Annotated in this window: 15 protein-coding genes and 1 tRNA gene; 12 read left to right on the top strand and 4 right to left on the bottom strand. The window is 69.8% G+C overall.

Features of this window, described 5'->3' with window-relative positions; all coding sequences use genetic code 11:
* Positions 1–2 precede the first annotated feature (2 nt).
* A complete protein-coding gene (ubiG, locus tag D3273_RS00980; protein WP_129222718.1) occupies positions 3–776 on the bottom strand; it encodes a bifunctional 2-polyprenyl-6-hydroxyphenol methylase/3-demethylubiquinol 3-O-methyltransferase UbiG in 774 nt (257 codons plus the stop codon).
* A 279-nt stretch (positions 777–1,055) separates the two neighbouring features.
* Between ubiG and D3273_RS00975 the strand changes: the two genes are divergently transcribed.
* The 3 genes from D3273_RS00975 to prfA all read left to right on the top strand — a co-directional run bounded on the left by D3273_RS00975 (position 1,056) and on the right by prfA (position 5,844).
* Complete coding sequence (locus D3273_RS00975; protein ID WP_129222717.1) at positions 1,056–2,294, top strand: aspartate kinase; 1,239 nt, start codon at positions 1,056–1,058, stop codon at positions 2,292–2,294.
* A 135-nt stretch (positions 2,295–2,429) separates the two neighbouring features.
* A complete protein-coding gene (gene ptsP / locus D3273_RS00970) occupies positions 2,430–4,691 on the top strand; it encodes a phosphoenolpyruvate--protein phosphotransferase (RefSeq protein ID WP_129222716.1) in 2,262 nt (753 codons plus the stop codon).
* 79 nt (positions 4,692–4,770) lie between these two features.
* Positions 4,771–5,844 (top strand): peptide chain release factor 1, encoded by a 1,074-nt coding sequence (gene prfA / locus D3273_RS00965; protein WP_129222715.1) that lies wholly within the window; start codon positions 4,771–4,773, stop codon positions 5,842–5,844.
* A 28-nt stretch (positions 5,845–5,872) separates the two neighbouring features.
* Here the strand turns inward: prfA and D3273_RS00960 are convergent, their stop codons facing one another.
* Positions 5,873–6,427 carry a hypothetical protein gene (locus D3273_RS00960; RefSeq protein ID WP_129222714.1) on the bottom strand — a complete coding sequence of 185 codons (555 nt, stop codon included), beginning with the start codon at positions 6,425–6,427 and terminating at the stop codon, positions 5,873–5,875.
* Entirely contained in the window at positions 6,420–8,246 is a 1,827-nt protein-coding gene (locus D3273_RS00955; protein WP_129222713.1) for an extracellular solute-binding protein, read from the bottom strand. Before D3273_RS00955 ends, D3273_RS00960 begins: the two co-directional genes overlap by 8 nt.
* Before the next feature lie 302 nt (positions 8,247–8,548).
* Between D3273_RS00955 and D3273_RS00950 the strand changes: the two genes are divergently transcribed.
* A complete protein-coding gene (locus D3273_RS00950; protein WP_129222712.1) occupies positions 8,549–9,295 on the top strand; it encodes an invasion associated locus B family protein in 747 nt (248 codons plus the stop codon).
* Between the two features lie 99 nt (positions 9,296–9,394).
* On the opposite strand, the gene hspQ is transcribed toward D3273_RS00950, so the two are convergent.
* On the bottom strand, positions 9,395–9,724 hold the full coding sequence (gene hspQ / locus D3273_RS00945) for a heat shock protein HspQ (RefSeq protein WP_129222711.1): 330 nt from the start codon (positions 9,722–9,724) through the stop codon (positions 9,395–9,397).
* Positions 9,725–9,946: 222 nt separating this feature from the next.
* Between hspQ and D3273_RS00940 the strand changes: the two genes are divergently transcribed.
* The 8 genes from D3273_RS00940 (at position 9,947) to rpoB (ending at position 18,295) form a co-directional block, all read left to right on the top strand.
* A tRNA-Trp gene (locus tag D3273_RS00940) sits at positions 9,947–10,023 on the top strand.
* Positions 10,024–10,194: 171 nt separating this feature from the next.
* A complete protein-coding gene (secE, locus tag D3273_RS00935; protein WP_129222710.1) occupies positions 10,195–10,389 on the top strand; it encodes a preprotein translocase subunit SecE in 195 nt (64 codons plus the stop codon).
* A 90-nt stretch (positions 10,390–10,479) separates the two neighbouring features.
* Positions 10,480–11,010, top strand: coding sequence for a transcription termination/antitermination protein NusG (gene nusG, locus D3273_RS00930; protein WP_129222709.1), 531 nt, complete (start codon positions 10,480–10,482; stop codon positions 11,008–11,010).
* A 242-nt stretch (positions 11,011–11,252) separates the two neighbouring features.
* Positions 11,253–11,681 carry a 50S ribosomal protein L11 gene (rplK, locus tag D3273_RS00925; RefSeq protein ID WP_129222708.1) on the top strand — a complete coding sequence of 143 codons (429 nt, stop codon included), beginning with the start codon at positions 11,253–11,255 and terminating at the stop codon, positions 11,679–11,681.
* A 4-nt stretch (positions 11,682–11,685) separates the two neighbouring features.
* Positions 11,686–12,384, top strand: coding sequence for a 50S ribosomal protein L1 (gene rplA, locus D3273_RS00920; RefSeq protein WP_129222707.1), 699 nt, complete (start codon positions 11,686–11,688; stop codon positions 12,382–12,384).
* A gap of 477 nt (positions 12,385–12,861) precedes the next feature.
* On the top strand, positions 12,862–13,392 hold the full coding sequence (rplJ, locus tag D3273_RS00915) for a 50S ribosomal protein L10 (protein ID WP_129222706.1): 531 nt from the start codon (positions 12,862–12,864) through the stop codon (positions 13,390–13,392).
* A 63-nt stretch (positions 13,393–13,455) separates the two neighbouring features.
* Entirely contained in the window at positions 13,456–13,833 is a 378-nt protein-coding gene (gene rplL, locus D3273_RS00910) for a 50S ribosomal protein L7/L12 (RefSeq protein ID WP_129222705.1), read from the top strand.
* A gap of 325 nt (positions 13,834–14,158) precedes the next feature.
* The gene (gene rpoB, locus D3273_RS00905; protein WP_129222704.1) at positions 14,159–18,295 is read left to right on the top strand and encodes a DNA-directed RNA polymerase subunit beta; all 4,137 of its coding nucleotides are present in this window, start codon (positions 14,159–14,161) and stop codon (positions 18,293–18,295) included.
* Positions 18,296–18,318: the final 23 nt, after the last annotated feature.

The raw sequence follows: 18,318 nt of genomic DNA, 5'->3' as shown, positions 1-18,318 counted from the left end.
CTTCACCCAGCCTCGGGCCGCCGCGCCGCGAGCAGGTAGTTGACGTCTGTGTCGCGCGACAGGCTCCAGCGGTCGCGCAGCGGGTCGAACACCATGCCGGTGCGGTCGACGATCTTCAGCCCCGCGCGCCGCACCGGCGTGGCGATCTCCTCCGGCGTGCGGAACTGGCGCCAATCGTGGGTGCCGCGCGGCAGCCAGCGCAGCACGTATTCGGCCCCCACGATCGCCAGCGCGAAGCTTTTGGCGGTGCGGTTCAGCGTCGACAGGACGAAGAGCCCGCCCGGCCGCACCAGCGCGCAGGCCGTGGCCACGAAGGCGTCGGGGTCGGGCACGTGCTCGACGACTTCCAGCGCCAGCACGGCGTCGAAGAGGTCTCCGGCCGCCGCCAGGGTTTCCGCCGTGGTGGCCCGGTACGCGACCCGGACGCCGCCGGCTTCGGCGTGGCGGGCGGCGGCGCGCACGTTGTTGGGCGCGGGGTCGATGCCGGTGACCCGGCCGCCGAGGCGCGCCAGCGGCTCCGACAGCAGGCCCCCGCCGGAGCCGATGTCGAGGATGGACAGCCCGTCGAGCGGCAGCGCCGCGTCGGTCGGCACGGCGAAGTGGCGCACCATCGTGTCGCGCAGATAGCGGATGCGGGTGGGGTTGAGGCGATGCAGCGGCGCCATGGCGCCCTTCGGGTCCCACCATCCGTCGCCGAGCGCGTCGTATCGGGCGACGTCGGCGCCGTCGACCAGGTTGGCCGGGCCGTAGTCGGCGGGCGGGGCGGTCTCGGTCATGGCAACGGTTCCGGCAGGTGACAGGCGACGCGCGGTCGCGACGGGTTCGCGCCCGGCGGCCTCCTCCGACGCCCCGGGTGCGGTGCCCCGGCTCCTCGGGCGGAGGAGGGGACCGCGCCGGTCGCGGCGGCCGGCCCCGCGCCTTCGATGGTGCGCCGCATCGGGCCCGCGTTGACAAGCCGATGCGCTGCCGCCATCCATACGCGCCCTCCGGCCCGGGGGCGAGTCCCCCTTCGACGGGCGGGCGCGCGACCGGCCGGCCCCTCCAGTTCAGAGCCGATGAGCCGTCTCGTCCTCAAATTCGGCGGCACCTCCGTCGCCACCATCGACCGGATCCGCAACTCCGCCCGCCACGTCAAGCGCGAGGTCGACGCCGGCCACGACGTCGCCGTCGTGGTGTCGGCCATGTCGGGCAAGACCAACGAACTCGTCGGCTGGTGCGCCGAAGCGGCCCCGCTGCACGACGCCCGCGAATACGACGCGATCGTGGCGTCGGGCGAGCTCGTCACCGCCGGCCTCATGGCGATCGTGCTGCAGGAGATGGGCGTGCAGGCCCGCTCCTGGCAGGGCTGGCAGATCCCCATCCTGACGTCGGACGCCCACGGTGCGGCCCGCATCCAGTCGATCGACGGCGGCGAGATCGTGCGCCGGTTCTCCGAGCGCAACGAGGTCGCCGTGATCGCCGGCTTCCAGGGCCTGCACGAGGCGACCGGCCGCGTCACCACGCTCGGCCGCGGCGGCTCCGACACCAGCGCGGTGGCGGTGGCGGCGGCGCTCGGCGCGGACCGCTGCGACATCTACACGGACGTCGACGGCGTCTACACCACGGACCCCCGCGTCGTGCCCAAGGCGAAGCGGCTCGACCGCGTCACCTTCGAGGAGATGCTGGAGATGGCGTCGCTCGGCGCCAAGGTGCTCCAGGTGCGCTCCGTCGAGGTGGCGATGAACCACAACGTCAAGGTCTTCGTCCGCTCGTCCTTCGACGATCCCAGCCACCCCAAGCCCGGCACGCTGATCTGCGCCGAGGAAGACATCATGGAACAACAGGTCGTCACCGGCATCGCCTTCGCCAAGGACGAAGCGCAGATCACGCTGCGCCGCATCGCCGACAAGCCCGGCGTGGCGGCGGCGATCTTCGTGCCGCTGGCCGAAGCGGGCATCAACGTCGACATGATCATCCAGGTCGTGTCGGACGACGCCGCCACCACGGACATGACCTTCACGGTGCCGGGTGCCGATTTCGAGCGCACCAAGGCGCTGCTGTCCGAGCGGCGCGAGGAGATCGGCTACGGCGTGCTCCAGGGCACCGACGACGTCGTCAAGGTGTCGGCCATCGGCATCGGCATGCGCTCGCATGCCGGCGTGGCGGCCCGCGCCTTCCGGGCGCTCAGTGACAAGGGCATCAACATCCGGGCCATCACGACCTCCGAGATCAAGTTCTCGGTGCTGATCGACGCGGCCTACACCGAGCTCGCGGTGCGCACGCTCCACACGCTCTACGGGCTCGACAAGGCCTGACCTCCGTCGCCCGGTTGCGGCCGGATCCGCTTGCCGATCCGGCGACGCTCCGGTTATAGGGTCCGGGGCGACAGGGCGGGGCGGCCGGCGCGGTGCCGGCTGATCCGCCCTGATGAGGCGTGAGGGAAGCGGGCGATGCGTGGCGCTCTGGCCGGACCGCGACTGCTGCTGCGCCGGCTGCGCGAAGTCATGGCGGAGCCGATCGCCGCCCAGGCACGCCTCGACAAGATCGTCGTCCAGATCGCCTTCAACATGGTGGCCGAGGTGTGCTCGGTCTACGTGCTCCACACGGACGGCCGCCTCGAGCTCTACGCCACCGAGGGGCTGAACCGGGAAGCCGTCCACAACACCACGATGCGCAAGGGCGAGGGCCTGGTCGGCCTCATCGCCGCATCCGCCGAAGCCCTGGCGCTGCCCGACGCCCAGAACCACCCGGCCTTCTCCTACAAGCCCGAAACCGGCGAGGAGATCTACCTGTCGTTCCTGGGCGTGCCGATCCTGCGGGCCGGCAACACGCTCGGCGTGCTGGTGGTGCAGAACAAGGCCCGGCGGCAATATTCCGAGGAGGAGGTCGAGGCCCTCCAGACCACAGCGATGCTGATGGCCGAGATGATTGCCGCGGGCGAGCTGCAGTCCATGCTGCCGGGGCCCGCCGTGCTGCGCCAGCCGCTGTCGCTGCGCGGCGCCGGCGTGGTGGACGGCGTCGGGCTCGGCCACGCCGTGCTGCACGAGCCCCGCGTGGTGGTGACCAAGCTCGTCGCCGAAAACCTCGACGCCGAGATCGCGCGCCTCGAGGACGCCATCGCGGCGCTGCGCGAATCCATCGACCGGCTGGTCGAGCAGGGCGACGTGGCCGGGCCCGGCGAGCATCGCGAGGTGCTGCAAACCTTCCGCATGTTCGCCAACGACCGCGGCTGGCTGCGCCGCCTGCGCGAAGCGGTGATGACGGGCCTCACCGCCGAGGCCGCCGTGGAGCGGGTGCAGAGCGACACCCGCGCCAAGCTCGTCCGCCAGACCGACCCCTACCTGCGCGACCGCCTGCACGACCTCGACGAGCTCGCGAACCGGCTGCTGCACCAGCTCACCGGCGACAGCATGGTGGCGCCGCTCGACGCGCTGCCCGAGAACGCCGTGATCGTGGCGCGATCCATGGGGCCGGCGGCGCTGCTCGACTACGACCGCTCGAAGCTGCGCGGCCTCGTGCTGGAGGACGGCGGCGCGTCGAGCCACGTCGCCATCGTGGCCCGCGCGCTCGGCATCCCGCTGGTCGGCGACGTCGCCAACGTGTCGAGCCTCGTCGAGCCCGGCGACGCGCTGATCCTCGACGGTGCGCTCGGCGTCGTCGAGGTGCGGCCGCCGCCCGACGTCGAGTCGTCCTATGCCGAGAAGGCCCGCTTCGGCGCCCGCCGCCAGGAACAATACCGGCGCCTGCGCGACGTGCCGGCCGTCACGGCCGACGGGGTCGAGATCGGCCTCCACATGAACGCCGGGCTGCTGCTCGACCTGCCGCACGTCGCCGAAACCGGTGCGGGCTCGATCGGCCTGTTCCGCACCGAACTGCTCTTCATGGTGGCGTCGAAGTTTCCGCGCATCGAGAAGCAGACCGAGCTTTACCGCTCCGTGCTCGACGCGGTCGGCGGCCGGCCGGTGACGTTCCGCACCCTCGACATCGGCGGCGACAAGATCCTCCCCTACATGGCGCGGCCGGACGAGCCGAACCCGGCGCTGGGCTGGCGCGCCATCCGCATCGGGCTCGATCGCCCGGGGCTGCTGCGCTCGCAGCTGCGCGCCCTGCTGCGCGCGGGCGGGGGTCGCGTGCTGCGCATCATGTTCCCCATGATCGCGTCCGCGGCCGAGTTCGACGCCGCCAGGGCCATGGTGGCGCGCGAGGTCGACCACATGGTCCGCCACGGCTACCAGACGCCCTATGAACTGAAGCTCGGCGCCATGGTGGAGGTGCCGTCGCTGCTGTGGGAGCTCGACGAGCTGACGAGCCGCGCCGACTTCATGTCGGTCGGCTCCAACGACCTCATGCAGTACCTCTTCGCCGTCGACCGCGACAACAAGCGCGTGGCGACGCGCTTCGACCCGCTGGCGCCGTCGATGCTGCGGGCGCTGGGCAGCATCGCCGAAGCCGGCCATCGCCACGGCATCCCGGTGACGCTCTGCGGCGAGTTCGGCGGCAAGCCGCTCGGCGCCCTGGCGCTGGTCGCCCTCGGCTACCGCAACCTGTCCATGTCGGCCTCCTCGCTCGGCCCCGTCAAGGCGATGCTGCTGGGCCTCGACGCCGCGGACGCATCCGCCTATGTCGGGGACCTCCTGGCATCGCGGGACGGCGCCGCCTCGCTGCGGCCGGCCCTCACCGCCTATGCGGAGCGCCACAGCCTGCCGCTTTGACGGCCGGCCGGGGACGCCGCCGCCCGGCCCGATCGGCGCAGCCGCGCCAACGCTTCGCCCCTCTCTCGCCCCGGTCCCGATGCTCCCCCATTCCAAGCTCGACCTGATCCTGCGCCGCCACGAGGAGGTGTCGGCCCGCCTGTCCGACGGGCCCGATGCCGCGACCTTCGTGGCGCTGTCGCGCGAGCTCAGCGACACCGACGGGATCGTCGAGGCCATCCGGGCCTATCGCGGGATGCGGGCGGAGCTCGACGGCGTCGAATCGATGCTGGCCGAGCCGGCGCTCGACGAGGAGATGCGGGCGCTGGCGGAGGCCGAGCGCGCCGCGGCCCTGGAAAGCCTGGACGCCCTCGAGCAGGGCATCCGCCTGGCCCTGCTGCCGAAGGACGCCGCCGACGCCAGAAGCGCCATCCTGGAGATCCGCGCCGGCACGGGGGGCGACGAGGCCGCGCTCTTCGCCGGCGACCTGTTCCGCATGTATTCCCGCTACGCCGACCTCCACCGCTGGAAGGTCGAGGTGCTGTCGGTCAGCGAGGGCACGGCCGGCGGGTTCAAGGAGATCGTCGCCGAGGTGCAGGGGGCGGGGGTCTTCGCCAAGCTGAAGTTCGAAAGCGGCGTGCACCGCGTGCAGCGCGTTCCCGACACCGAAACCCAGGGGCGCATCCACACCTCCGCCGCCACCGTGGCGGTGCTGCCGGAAGCCGAGGAGGTCGACGTCGCCATCAACGACGCCGACCTGAAGATCGACACGATGCGGGCGCAGGGCGCCGGCGGCCAGCACGTCAACAAGACGGAATCGGCGATCCGCATCACCCACCTGCCGACCAACACCATCATCTTCGTCCAGGACGAGCGCTCCCAGCACAAGAACCGCGCCCGCGCCATGGCGCTGCTGCGCGCCCGCCTCTACGACATGGAACGCCAGAAGCTCGACGCGGAGCGCTCCGCGGACCGCAAGTCGCAGGTGGGCTCCGGCGACCGCTCGGAGCGCATCCGCACCTACAATTTCCCGCAGGGCCGGATGACCGACCACCGCATCAACCTGACCCTCTACAAGCTCGACAAGGTCATCGCCGGCGAAGCGCTCGACGAGGTCGTGGACGCGCTGACGACGGAGCACCAGGCGGCGCAGCTGGCCGCCGCGGACGGATAACGGGTCCCGCCGGGTCACCCGTGCCTGTTCATGACGAGCTCGCCCGGACCATCCATCGAACGGCGAGGGTGTAGACTGCCGCTCCGGTGAGCCCACCGAAAAGATAGGCAGGCGCTCCATTGAGGACGCTCTCCGGCATTCCGAAGATGTTCGCCCCAAACGTCTTCCCCGCCATGACCGAGATCATCGGCGGTACAGCGAGAAAGCTGTATGCTCCGACGAGGGCAATGAAGGTGACCAACGGGAGAAGGCCATCGTATAAGTCGAAGACCAGGTCGGCCTGGCGTTGCGCCGCGCGGTCGATCCTGTTCGTCGCCGCGATCAAGGGAGAGCTGAGGACGACGTTGAGGATCGACATGACCGGTGTCGCGAGAAGGAGGAGCCACGCTCCAGCCTCGTTGGCTCCGTGCAAGTCCCGTTCTGGAACGGTCCGGTACAGCGTGGCGATGAAGTTGAACGCCGACGAGGCGAACGTTCCTGCGGTGACGCCTAGAACGAGGCTTCCGCCGCGAACCTGAGCGCGGGTGACCCGGGGCAGGCCGGGCGCGGCACGAAGGTGGGAGGCGTCCCGCTGCTCACCCATCCCGCTTCTTCCACCACAGCTCGATCGGCGTCACGTTGCTGAAGCCGAACAACGGCACCTCCTTCGGGCGTCCCAGCCAGGACGCATAGGCGATCCACTGGTCGTCGGTGTGGAACAGCGGCACGATGTAGAAGCCCGTCAGCAGCAGCCGGTCGAGCACCCGCACGGCGGCGGTGAAATCGTCCTCGCTCCGGGCGGCCAGGATCGCCGACAGCGCGGCGTCGACGGCGGGCGAGCGGGCGCCGGGCAGGTTGAAGGACGCGGGCTGGTCCGCCGCCGCCGAACTCCAGCGCGAGCGCTGCTCGGCGCCCGGCGACGCCGGCGCGATCCACTGACCCAGCATCATGTCGAAGTCGAAGCTTTGCCGACGGCGCTGGTACTGCACCTCGTCGACGAGCCGCACCGTGGCGTCGACGCCGATGTCCTTCAGGCTGTCGGCGAAGGCCAGGGCCAGCCGCTCCTGGCGGCGGTCCACCACCATGATCTCGAAGCGGAACGGCGCGCCGTCGGGGAGCCGCATCACCGTGCCGTCGAGCTTGTCGCCGGCGGCGGCCAGCAGGGCCAGCGCCCGCCTGGCCTCCGCCCGGTCGCGGCCCGATCCGTCGCCGGCGGGCGGCTTCCAGGTGCCGGCGAGGATGTCGGCCCGCACCGCGCCGGGGTAGGGCGCCAGCAGCGCGGCTTCGGCGGCGTCGGCGGCGTGCCCCGTGGAGCTGAGCGGGCTTTCGGCGAAGAACGACGGGGTGCGGCGGTAGAGCCCGCCGTAGAGCGCCCGGTTCACCCAGCCGAAGTCGAACATGTCGCCGATCGCTTCCCGCACGCGGACATCGGCGAAGAGGGGGCGCCGCGTGTTGAAGGCGAAGCCTTCCATGCCCTTGGGGAGGCGCAACGGCACCGCCTGCTTCAGGTCGCGCCCGTCGCGCAGCGCGGGAAAATCGTAGCCCGTCAGCCAGCGCGCCGGATCGGTCTCGATGCGGAAGTCGCACAGGCCCGCCTTGAACACTTCGAACAGCGCGTTGGCGTCGCGGTAATAGTCGATGTCGACCCGATCGAAGTTGAACATTCCGCGCCGCGTCGGCAGGTCGCGCGCCCAATAGTCCGGGTTCCGCTCCAGGACGAGCCGCGTGCCGGGGTCGACCGCGGCTACCCGGTAGGGGCCGCTGGCCACGGGCGGCGCCAGCGTCGTCTCGTCGAAATGCGCGGCGTCGACGCCGTGGCGCGGCAGCACCGGCATCAGGCCGAGGAACAGGGGCAGCTCGCGGTCGCCGAGGCCGGCGAGGTCGAAGCGGATCGTCAGGGCGTCGGGCGTGGCCACCGCCTTCACCTGCCCGAAAGCCTGGCGCTGCTGCGGGCGGCCGTGGGCCTTCAGCAGCTCGAAGGTGAAGCGCACGTCGTCGGCGGTGATCGGCACGCCGTCCGAGAACCGGGCCAGGGGGTCGAGGTGGAACGTCGCGAAGGACCGGGCGTCGTCGGTGTCCATCCCGCGCGCCACGAGGCCGTAGAGCGTGAAGGGCTCGTCCTGCGAGCGCGCCATCAGGGGTTCGAACACCATGGTGTTCAGCCCCTGGGCGGTCGAGCCGGCCTTCAGGTTGAAGGGGTTCAGGCTGTCGAAGGTGCCGAGCAGGCACAGGCGCAGCCGCCCGCCCTTCGGCGCGGCGGGGTCGGCATAGGGGAAATGGGCGAAGCCCTCGGGCAGGGCGGGGGTGCCGTGCATGGCGATCGCCGGCGCCGCGCGGGCCCCTGTGGCGCCGCCCAGGGCGACCAGGAGGGTGAGGGCGGCGCGGCGGAAGCGTCGCCCCGCGAGGGTCGGGATGGCGGTCATGCCGGTCACGCTGGCACGCGATGCTGGTGTGGGTGTGACCAAGGCCGGGCGAAGGCCGGCGCACCGGCTTGCAATCGCGGCCGAGATCGACGACGAGAGGCCGCCGTCGCTGCGGCGGGCCGGCCGACACCGTGTCGCCGCATTCCGCCGCGATGACCCGCGCGCCACGCCCGCCCGGGCGGCGATGCCCCGTCCCGACGGACCGGGACGCCGACGTCGCCCGGTTCCGCCGGCGGGCGCCCGGACATGAATCTCGACACGCGTCGCCCCGACGCCCGCCATCCAGACCACGAGGAAGTCCCATGTCGATGCAGACGATGAAGCTCGGGGCCGCGGCCCTCCTGGCGGGCGCCCTGCTCGCCTCCCAGGCGCAGGCCCAGACCGCCGGCGCTCCGGCCGGCGGCCAGCCGGGCCAGGCGCCGAACCCCAGCGCGCCCGTCAAGCTCGACATGAAGACGCTGGAGGGCAGCGACTGGACCAAGGTGTGCGGCAAGCCCGCCCCGGGCCAGAAGGAGACCTGCTTCACCACCCGCGACTTCACCACCGACCCGAAGCAGCCGCCGCAGGTCGCCCTGGCGATCTACGACGTCAAGGGCGAGGACAACCGCATCGTCCGCGTGCTCCTGCCGATCGGCCTGATGCTGCGGCCCGGCGTGCGCTTCTCCGTCGACAAGGGCGCGGCGTCGAGCGGGGCCTACGAGTTCTGCATGCCGAACGGCTGCTTCGCCGAGGCCCAGGTCAACGGCAAGGTCGTCGACCAGATGAAGAAGGGCACCGCCCTCAACGTCGTCGCCAAGGGGCCGGCCAACAACGAGATCACCTTCTCGCTGCCCCTCGCCAACTTCGGCAAGGGCTTCGACGGCGCCCCGATCCCGACCGAGGTGCTCCAGAAGCGCCAGGAGGACCAGCAGGCCGAGCTGCAGAAGCAGCTCCAGGCGCGCGCCCAAGCGCAGCGCCAGCAGCTCGAGCAGGCCCCGGCGGCCGGTGCGCCCGCCGCGACCCCGCCGGCCGGCGCCACCCCGGCCCCGACCGCTCCCGCCAAGCCCTGACGGGCAGCCTCCGCACGGAGGGAAGAGGGGAGGGCGCGCACCGCGGTGCGCGCCCTTTTTTTCGAGCTGTCGGCCCGGCCGGCGCCGGGTGCGCCCGGTTCAGTTCCGCGCGGCCGTCTTGGCGCGGTAAGCGCCTCCCGCCGTGCGCTCGAAGCTGTCGCCGATCTGCGGGTGGCGCAGCGGTTCGCCCGATTCGTCCGGCAGCAGGTTCTGCTCCGACACGTAGGCGATGTACTCGGTTTCGCCGTTCTCGGCGAACAGGTGGTAGAACGGCTGTTCCTTGATGGGGCGCACGTCTTCCGGGATCGACAGCCACCATTCCTCCGTGTTGGCGAACACGGGATCGACGTCGTAGATCAGGCCGCGGAACGGGTATTTGCGGTGCCTCACCACCTGCCCGATGCCGAATTTCGCGGTCAGGGCTTTCATCCTCGTCTCCGTCTGCGGGTGCCGGCCGGGCCCGATCCGGAGCCGCGGGCGCGTTGCGGCCCCTCGCCCTCGTGATCCCGGAAAGATGTCCACCGCCCGACCATCCGTCAACCGATCCCGAGCACACCGGCGGACGACGCGCCGCTTGCCAGCGGGGCCGAAATCGGGCATGAAGTTCGGGCGCGGCGTCGCAGGCTTCGGTCGTGATGGATGCCGCTCCGCAGGAGTGTAGCTCAATCGGCTAGAGTACCGGTCTCCAAAACCGGGGGTTGTGGGTTCGAGTCCCACCTCTCCTGCCAGTCCGACTGGCGCCAAGCCCCGAGCTTCCGTCCCGACAATCTTTTCACTTGGTTCCCTCACGTCCTGCCGCTATAGGACCGTTCAGGGGCGCGCGGCCGAACGGTCGCGCGCCGCTCTTCATTCAGGCGCAGCGGGAGTCCACGCCCTCGCGAATGCCGCGCGGAAACGACATGGCCAACCCGTTCGAGTTCATCCAGGACGTCCGCACCGAAGCCGGCAAGGTGACCTGGCCCACGCGTCGCGAGACGGGCATCACCACCGTGATGGTGCTGATCATGGTCGTACTGGCCGCCGTGTTCTTCGTCGCCGTCGACGAGATCATCCATTTCGGCGTGTCGCTGATCCTCGGCTACGGCGCGCTCTAGGGCGATCTCCGCCCGGCTGGCGGCGCTTCCCCGCCCGTCCCACACGTTTCGCCGCGCCGAACGGCCCCTCCCCACCCCGAGTCCCCGTCCATGAGCATGCGTTGGTACATCGTTCACGCTTATTCGAACTTCGAGAAGAAGGTGGCCGACTCCATCCGTGAGCAGGCGGCCCAACGGGGCCTGACGGACCGGTTCGAGGACATCCTCGTCCCCACCGAGAAGTTCACCGAGGTGAAGCGCGGCCGGAAGATGGAGTCGGAGCGCAAGTTCTTCCCCGGATACGTGCTGGTGCGCACCGACCTCACGGACGAGATCTATCACCTGATCAAGAACACCCCGAAGGTGACGGGCTTCCTCGGGGCGGACAACAAGCCCCACCCGATCTCGGATTCCGAGGCGGACCGCATCAAGGGCCAGGTCGCCGAAGGGGTCGAGCGGCCGAAGTCCTCCGTCACCTTCGAGATCGGCGAGCAGGTCCGGGTGTCGGACGGCCCCTTCGCGTCGTTCAACGGCACCGTCGAGGAGGTCGACGAGGGCCGGTCCCGCGTCAAGGTCGCGGTGTCCATCTTCGGCCGCGCCACGCCGGTCGATCTCGAATTCGGCCAGGTCGAAAAGCTCTGACCTGACCGCATCCGCGCCTCGAAAGAGACGCGGCCGCCGGCCTTCGACGGCCGGCACGGGGCCCCATGGGGTCGCGCTCCGCATCGCCGGCCGGTTCCGAAAGGGCGGCCGAGGCGGCGCTCGGCCCCGGTGGACGCCTTTCGCCGTGGGAGTCGCGTCCGGTTCGCCAGGCCGGATTCACCGACGGACCACGATCCTGTCATGCCCCGCCGCGACGCGCGGGGCGCCACGAGGAGTATTCGATGGCGAAGAAGATCACGGGTTACATCAAGCTTCAGGTCCCGGCCGGAAGCGCCAACCCGTCCCCCCCGATCGGTCCCGCGCTGGGTCAGCGCGGCCTGAACATCATGGAATTCTGCAAGGCCTTCAACGCCCGCACGGCGCAGATGGAGAAGGGTTCCCCGATCCCGGTCGTCATCACGGCGTTCCAGGACCGCTCCTTCACCTTCGAGCTGAAGCTGTCGCCGGTGTCGTTCTTCCTCAAGAAGGCGGCGGGCATCAAGGCCGGGTCCAAGACCCCGGGCCGCGGCACCGTCGGCCGCGTCACGCGCGACCAGGTGCGCGAGATCGCGGAGAAGAAGATCGTCGACCTCAACTGCGCGTCCGTCGAGGCCGCGATGTCGATGGTCGAAGGTTCCGCCCGTTCCATGGGCCTCGAGGTGGTGGGGTAACACGATGGCCAAGTCCGGTAAGCGCATCGCCGCCGCCCGCGAGGGCATCGACCGCATCAAGCTTTACGGCGTCGGCGAAGCCGTCGGCCTCGTGAAGAGCCGCGCCAAGGTGAAGTTCGACGAGACCGTCGAGATCGCCATGAACCTCGGCGTCGACCCCAAGCACGCCGACCAGATGGTCCGCGGCGTGGTCAACCTGCCGAACGGCACGGGTCGCACCGTGCGGGTGGCGGTGTTCGCCCGCGGCCCCAAGGCCGACGAGGCCCGCAACGCGGGCGCCGACGTGATCGGCGCCGAGGATCTGGTCGCGGCCGTCCAGGGCGGCACGATCGACTTCGACCGCTGCATCGCCACGCCCGACATGATGGGCCTCGTGGGTCGCCTCGGAAAGGTGCTGGGCCCGCGCGGCCTGATGCCCAACCCGCGCGTCGGCACCGTCACCATGGATGTCGCCGGCGCCGTCAAGGCGTCGAAGGGCGGCGCGGTGGAGTTCCGCGTCGAGAAGGCCGGCATCGTCCAGGGTTCGGTCGGCAAGGCCTCGTTCGACGACGAGAAGCTCGTCGAGAACATCAAGGCCTTCGTCGACGCCGTCACCCGCGCCAAGCCGGCCGGCGCCAAGGGCACCTACCTGCAGCGCGTGGCCCTGTCGTCGACCATGGGCCCGGGCGTGAAGGTGGATCCGGCGACGCTCGGCACCGCGTGATGCGCCCGTCCCTCGACGAGGGACGACGAATCCGCTTGGCATGAAGATGTGAAGTCTTTATGAGGGCTGAAGGGTCCATGATCGGACCTCGAAGATGGCACCGCGCGGCTCCCTCCGGGAGGTCGGGCGGTGTGTCCTGATAAGGCCGGGCGGTGCTGGAGCGATCCTGCATCCTGTCCGGCCGTGTCCTGTCCAAGACTGCAGGTGCCGCACCCGCCCCCGGGCGGGTGGCTTGAATCCCAGCATCGGAGGCGCCAGCGCCGCCGATGGCCGGGGAGCCCGCATAGACGGTGAAGCCGATTTGAATTCCGGGCCCGCGCGAGCGGGCCTTCAGATTTGGTTCGATCCATCTGTCCGGAGGCCGACGAGGTCGCCGGGGGCAGGCACAGACCGTCGGCGTCGGGCGCTCCGGCAACCGGCACGGCGGACCACTTGTGCAGTCGCGGGGCTAGACTTCGCTATTTCGGAGTTTCAACTTTGGACAGAACGGAAAAGAAGGAGCTCATCGACGAACTCAACGGCGTCTTCCAGAAGACCGCCGTCGTCGTCGTGGCTCACTATTCCGGCCTCACTGTCGCGCAGCTTCAACGCTTGCGCAAGCAGATGAGAGAGGCCGGAGCAACGGTGCAGGTCACCAAGAACCGCCTGACCAAGATCGCCCTCGAGGGCACGGACGTCGCTTCCATCGGCTCGCTGCTGACGGGGCCGACCATCCTGGCCTATTCGGACGATCCGGTCGCGGCGCCGAAGGTGGCGGCGGCCTTCGCCAAGGATTTCGAGAAGTTCGTCATCCTCGGCGGGGCCATGGGCAAGACCGCCCTCGACCCCAACGGCGTCCGCTCGCTCGCCACCATGCCGTCGCTCGACGAGCTGCGCGGCAAGCTGATCGGCCTCATCCAGGCGCCGGCCACGAAGCTCGCCCAGCTGACCACGGCCCCCCAGGCCAAGCTGGCGCGCGTGTTCCAGGCCTATGCCGACAAGGATGGCGCCGACAAGGAAGCGGCCTGAACGTCGCGGCCCGACCGGCACCCTTGATTTCACCCTTCACGAACCAAACCTAGAGAACTGACAATGGCCAACCTTTCCCAGATCGTCGACGACCTGTCGGCCCTCACCGTCCTCGAAGCCGCCGAGCTCGCCAAGATGCTCGAAGAGAAGTGGGGCGTTTCCGCCGCCGCCGCGACGGTCGCCGTCGCCGCCGGCCCGGCCGGCGCCGCCGCTGCCCCGGTCGAGGAGCAGACCGAGTTCACCGTGATCCTGTCCGCCGTCGGCGACAAGAAGATCGAAGTCATCAAGGAAGTCCGTGCCATCACGGGCCTGGGCCTCAAGGAAGCCAAGGACCTCGTCGAGGGCGCCCCGAAGCCCGTCAAGGAAGCTGTTTCCAAGGACGACGCCGCCAAGCTCAAGGCGCAGCTCGAGAAGGTCGGCGCCAAGGTCGAGCTCAAGTAAGCAGGTGGGAGACCGCGCGATCGAGATCGCGCCCCTCCGCTGACGATGATGATCGGTCCCGGGGACTTTCTCCGGGACCTTTCAGTCGTTTCCCGTTCGGCCTGCCCGGGAAGCGGCTTCGAAGCGAGACAGGCCCCCGTCGCGGCGCGAGCCCGCCCGGCGGCGACGGACGGCACGTCGGTCCCCCTCTCGTCCAGGGGTCGACCGCCGGGATGCCGGGCTCGGACATTGGCCGGAGGGTCGTCGCGTGACGGCACCTTCGAGGCGGAGACCGGGCGTCGGGCCCGGTTCGAGGTTCCGCCGCACGAAAGGTACGAGGAGCGACATGGCGCAGACGTTCACCAGCCGGAAGCGGGTCCGCAAATTTTTCGGCCACATCCGCGAAGTCGCCGAGATGCCCAACCTGATCGAGGTCCAGAAGGCCTCCTACGATCAATTCCTGCTGGTCGATGAGGCCCAGGGCGGCCGCCCCGACGAGGGGCTGCAATCCGTCTTCAAGTCCGTCTTCCCGGTGTCGGACTTCGCCGGCACGGCCCTGCTCGAATTCGTCAAATACGAGTTCGAGCAGCCCAAGTTCGACGTCGACGAGTGCCGCGCCCGCGGCATGACCTTCGCGGCGCCCCTCAAGGTGACGCTGCGCCTCATCGTGTTCGACGTGGACCCGGACACCGGCGCCAAGTCGGTCAAGGACATCAAGGAGCAGGACGTCTACATGGGCGACATGCCCTTCATGACGTCGAACGGCACCTTCATCATCAACGGCACCGAGCGCGTCATCGTTTCGCAGATGCATCGCTCCCCGGGCGTGTTCTTCGACCACGACAAGGGCAAGAGCCATTCGTCGGGCAAGCTGCTCTTCGCGGCCCGCATCATCCCCTATCGCGGCTCGTGGCTCGACATCGAGTTCGACGCCAAGGACATCGTCTACGCCCGCATCGACCGCCGCCGTAAGATCCCGGTGACGTCGCTGTTCTACGCGCTCGGCATGGACGGCGAGGAGATCCTGTCGACCTTCTACAACACCGTGCGCTACGAGCACGCGGCGGACGGCTGGCGCGTGCCCTTCAACGCCGAGCGGCTGAAGGGGATGAAGGCCACCGTCGACATGATCGACGCGGATTCCGGCGAGGTCGTCGTCGAGCTGGGCAAGAAGATCACCGCCCGCTCGGCTCGCCTGCTCGCCGAGAAGGGCGTCAAGGCCCTGCGCGCCACCGACGAGGACCTCTACGGCCAGTACCTCGCCGAGGACCTGTACAACGCCGAGACGGGCGAGATCTACGCCGAAGCCGGCGACGAGATCACGGCGAAGACGCTGCCGGGCCTGCTCGACCACGGCTTCGACACGCTGCCGATCCTCGACATCGACCACATCAACATCGGCCCCTACATCCGCACCACCCTGGCGGTCGACAAGAACTCGTCGCGCGAAGACGCGCTCTTCGACATCTACCGCGTGATGCGCCCCGGCGAGCCGCCGACGCTCGACACCGCGCAGGCGATGTTCCACTCGCTGTTCTTCGATCCCGAGCGCTACGACCTGTCGGCCGTGGGGCGCGTGAAGATGAACATGCGCATGGACCTCGACGCCGAGGACACCGTGCGGGTGCTCCGCAAGGCCGACATCCTCGCGGTCGCCCGCGCGCTCGTCGACCTGCGCGACGGCCGCGGCGAGATCGACGACATCGACCATCTCGGCAACCGCCGCGTCCGGTCCGTCGGCGAGCTGATGGAGAACCAGTACCGGCTCGGCCTGCTCCGCATGGAGCGCGCCATCAAGGAGCGCATGTCCTCCGTCGACATCGACACCGTGATGCCGCAGGACCTCATCAACGCGAAGCCCGCCGCGGCCGCGGTGCGCGAGTTCTTCGGCTCGTCGCAGCTGTCGCAGTTCATGGACCAGACCAACCCGTTGTCGGAGATCACCCACAAGCGCCGCCTGTCGGCGCTCGGCCCGGGCGGCCTGACGCGCGAGCGCGCCGGCTTCGAGGTGCGCGACGTGCACCCGACGCATTACGGCCGCATCTGCCCGATCGAGACGCCCGAAGGCCCGAACATCGGCCTGATCAACTCGCTGGCGACCTTCGCGCGCGTCAACAAGTACGGCTTCATCGAGGCCCCGTACCGTCGCGTCCGCGGCGGGGCGGTGTCGGACGACGTCGTCTACCTGTCGGCGATGGAGGAGACCAAGCACTACGTCGCCCAGGCCGACGCCGCGCTGAGCAAGGAGAACACCCTCACCGAGGACCTCGTGCTGTGCCGCCACGCCGGCGACGTGATGCTGGTCCCGGTCGACCGCGTCGACTTCATGGACGTGTCGCCGAAGCAGCTCGTGTCCGTGGCGGCGGCGCTGATCCCGTTCCTGGAGAACGACGACGCCAACCGCGCCCTCATGGGCTCGAACATGCAGCGCCAGGCCGTGCCGCTCGTGAAGGCCGACGCGCCGCTGGTCGGCACCGGCATGGAAGCCGTGGTCGCCCGCGACTCCGGCGCCGCCATCGCGGCGCGCCGCACCGGCATCGTCGACCAGATCGACGCCACCCGCGTCGTCATCCGCGCCACCGAGGAGGTGGACGGCGGCAAGCCCGGCGTCGACATCTACCGGCTGATGAAGTTCCAGCGCTCGAACCAGTCGACCTGCATCAACCAGAAGCCGCTCGTGCGCGTCGGCGACCGGGTGAAGAAGGGCGACATCATCGCGGACGGCCCGTCGACGGACCTCGGCGACCTGGCGCTCGGCCGCAACGTGCTCGTCGCCTTCATGCCCTGGAACGGCTACAACTTCGAGGACTCGATCCTTCTCAGCGAGAAGATCGTCAAGGAGGACGTGTTCACCTCCATCCACCTCGAGGAGTTCGAGGTGATGGCTCGCGACACCAAGCTCGGGCCGGAGGAGATCACGCGCGACATCCCCAACGTGTCGGAAGAGGCGCTGAAGAACCTCGACGAGGCCGGCATCGTCTACATCGGCGCCGAGGTTCAGGCCGGCGACATCCTGTGCGGCAAGATCACGCCGAAGGGCGAGAGCCCGATGACGCCGGAGGAGAAGCTGCTCCGCGCCATCTTCGGCGAGAAGGCGTCCGACGTCCGCGACACGTCGCTCCGCGTCCCCCCGGGCGTCACGGGTACGATCGTCGAGGTGCGGGTGTTCAACCGCCACGGCGTCGACAAGGACGAGCGCGCCCAGGCCATCGAGCGCGAAGAGATCGAGCGGCTGGCCAAGGACCGCGACGACGAGCTCGCGATCCTCGACCGCAACGTCTACGCCCGCGTGGTGACCGTGCTCGACGGCCACACCGGCATCGGCGGCCCGCGCGGCTTCAAGAAGGAGACCGTGCTCGACCGCGAGGTGATCGAGGGCTACCCGCGGTCCCAGTGGTGGAACTTCGCCGTCGCCGACGACGCGGTGATGAGCGAGCTCGAGGCCATGCGCAAGCAGTACGACGAGTCGAAGAAGGGGCTGGAAAGCCGCTTCCTCGACAAGGTCGAGAAGCTGCAGCGCGGCGACGAGCTGCCGCCCGGCGTGATGAAGATGGTGAAGGTCTATGTCGCGGTGAAGCGCAAGATCCAGCCCGGCGACAAGATGGCGGGCCGCCACGGCAACAAGGGCGTGGTGTCCAAGATCGTGCCGCAGGAGGACATGCCCTTCCTCGCCGACGGCACGCCGGTCGAGATCGTGCTGAACCCGCTGGGCGTGCCGTCGCGCATGAACGTCGGCCAGATCCTGGAAACGCATCTCGGCTGGGCCTGCGCGGGCCTCGGCCGCCAGGTGGGCGAGCTCGTCAACGCCTACCAGCGCCAGGCCGCGCTGGAAGGTCACGGCGACATCGCCCCGCTGCGGGAGAAGATGGACGCGATCTACGGCGCCAACGCCGAAGTGAAGGGCCTCGACGACGAGGGGCTGGTCGAGCTCGGCCACAACCTCCGTCGCGGCGTTCCCATCGCCACCCCGGTCTTCGACGGCGCCCACGAGCCCGACATCGTGACGCTGCTGGAGCAGGCCGGGCTCGACGGCTCGGGCCAGTCGACGCTCTACGACGGGCGCACCGGCGACGCCTTCGACCGCAAGGTGACGGTCGGCTACATCTACATGCTGAAGCTCCACCACCTCGTGGACGACAAGATCCACGCGCGGTCCATCGGGCCCTATTCGCTCGTCACCCAGCAGCCGCTGGGCGGCAAGGCGCAGTTCGGCGGTCAGCGCTTCGGCGAGATGGAGGTGTGGGCGCTCGAAGCCTACGGCGCCGCCTACACGCTGCAGGAGATGCTGACCGTGAAGTCGGACGACGTGGCCGGCCGCACCAAGGTCTACGAGGCCATCGTGCGCGGCGACGACACGTTCGAGTCGGGCATCCCCGAGTCGTTCAACGTGCTGGTGAAGGAGATGCGCTCGCTGGGCCTGAACGTCGAGCTGACGTCCAAGGTGAAGCCCGAGACCGAGGCGCTGCCCGAAGCCGCGGAGTGATGCCCTGGCGAGCGGCCCCGCGC

Origin of the sequence: Lichenibacterium minor, assembly GCF_004137685.1 — a bacterium.
GTDB lineage: Bacteria > Pseudomonadota > Alphaproteobacteria > Rhizobiales > Beijerinckiaceae > Lichenihabitans > Lichenihabitans minor.
Note: the sequence above shows the minus strand (reverse complement) of the source record. Positions and strands in the feature narration are given on the sequence as shown.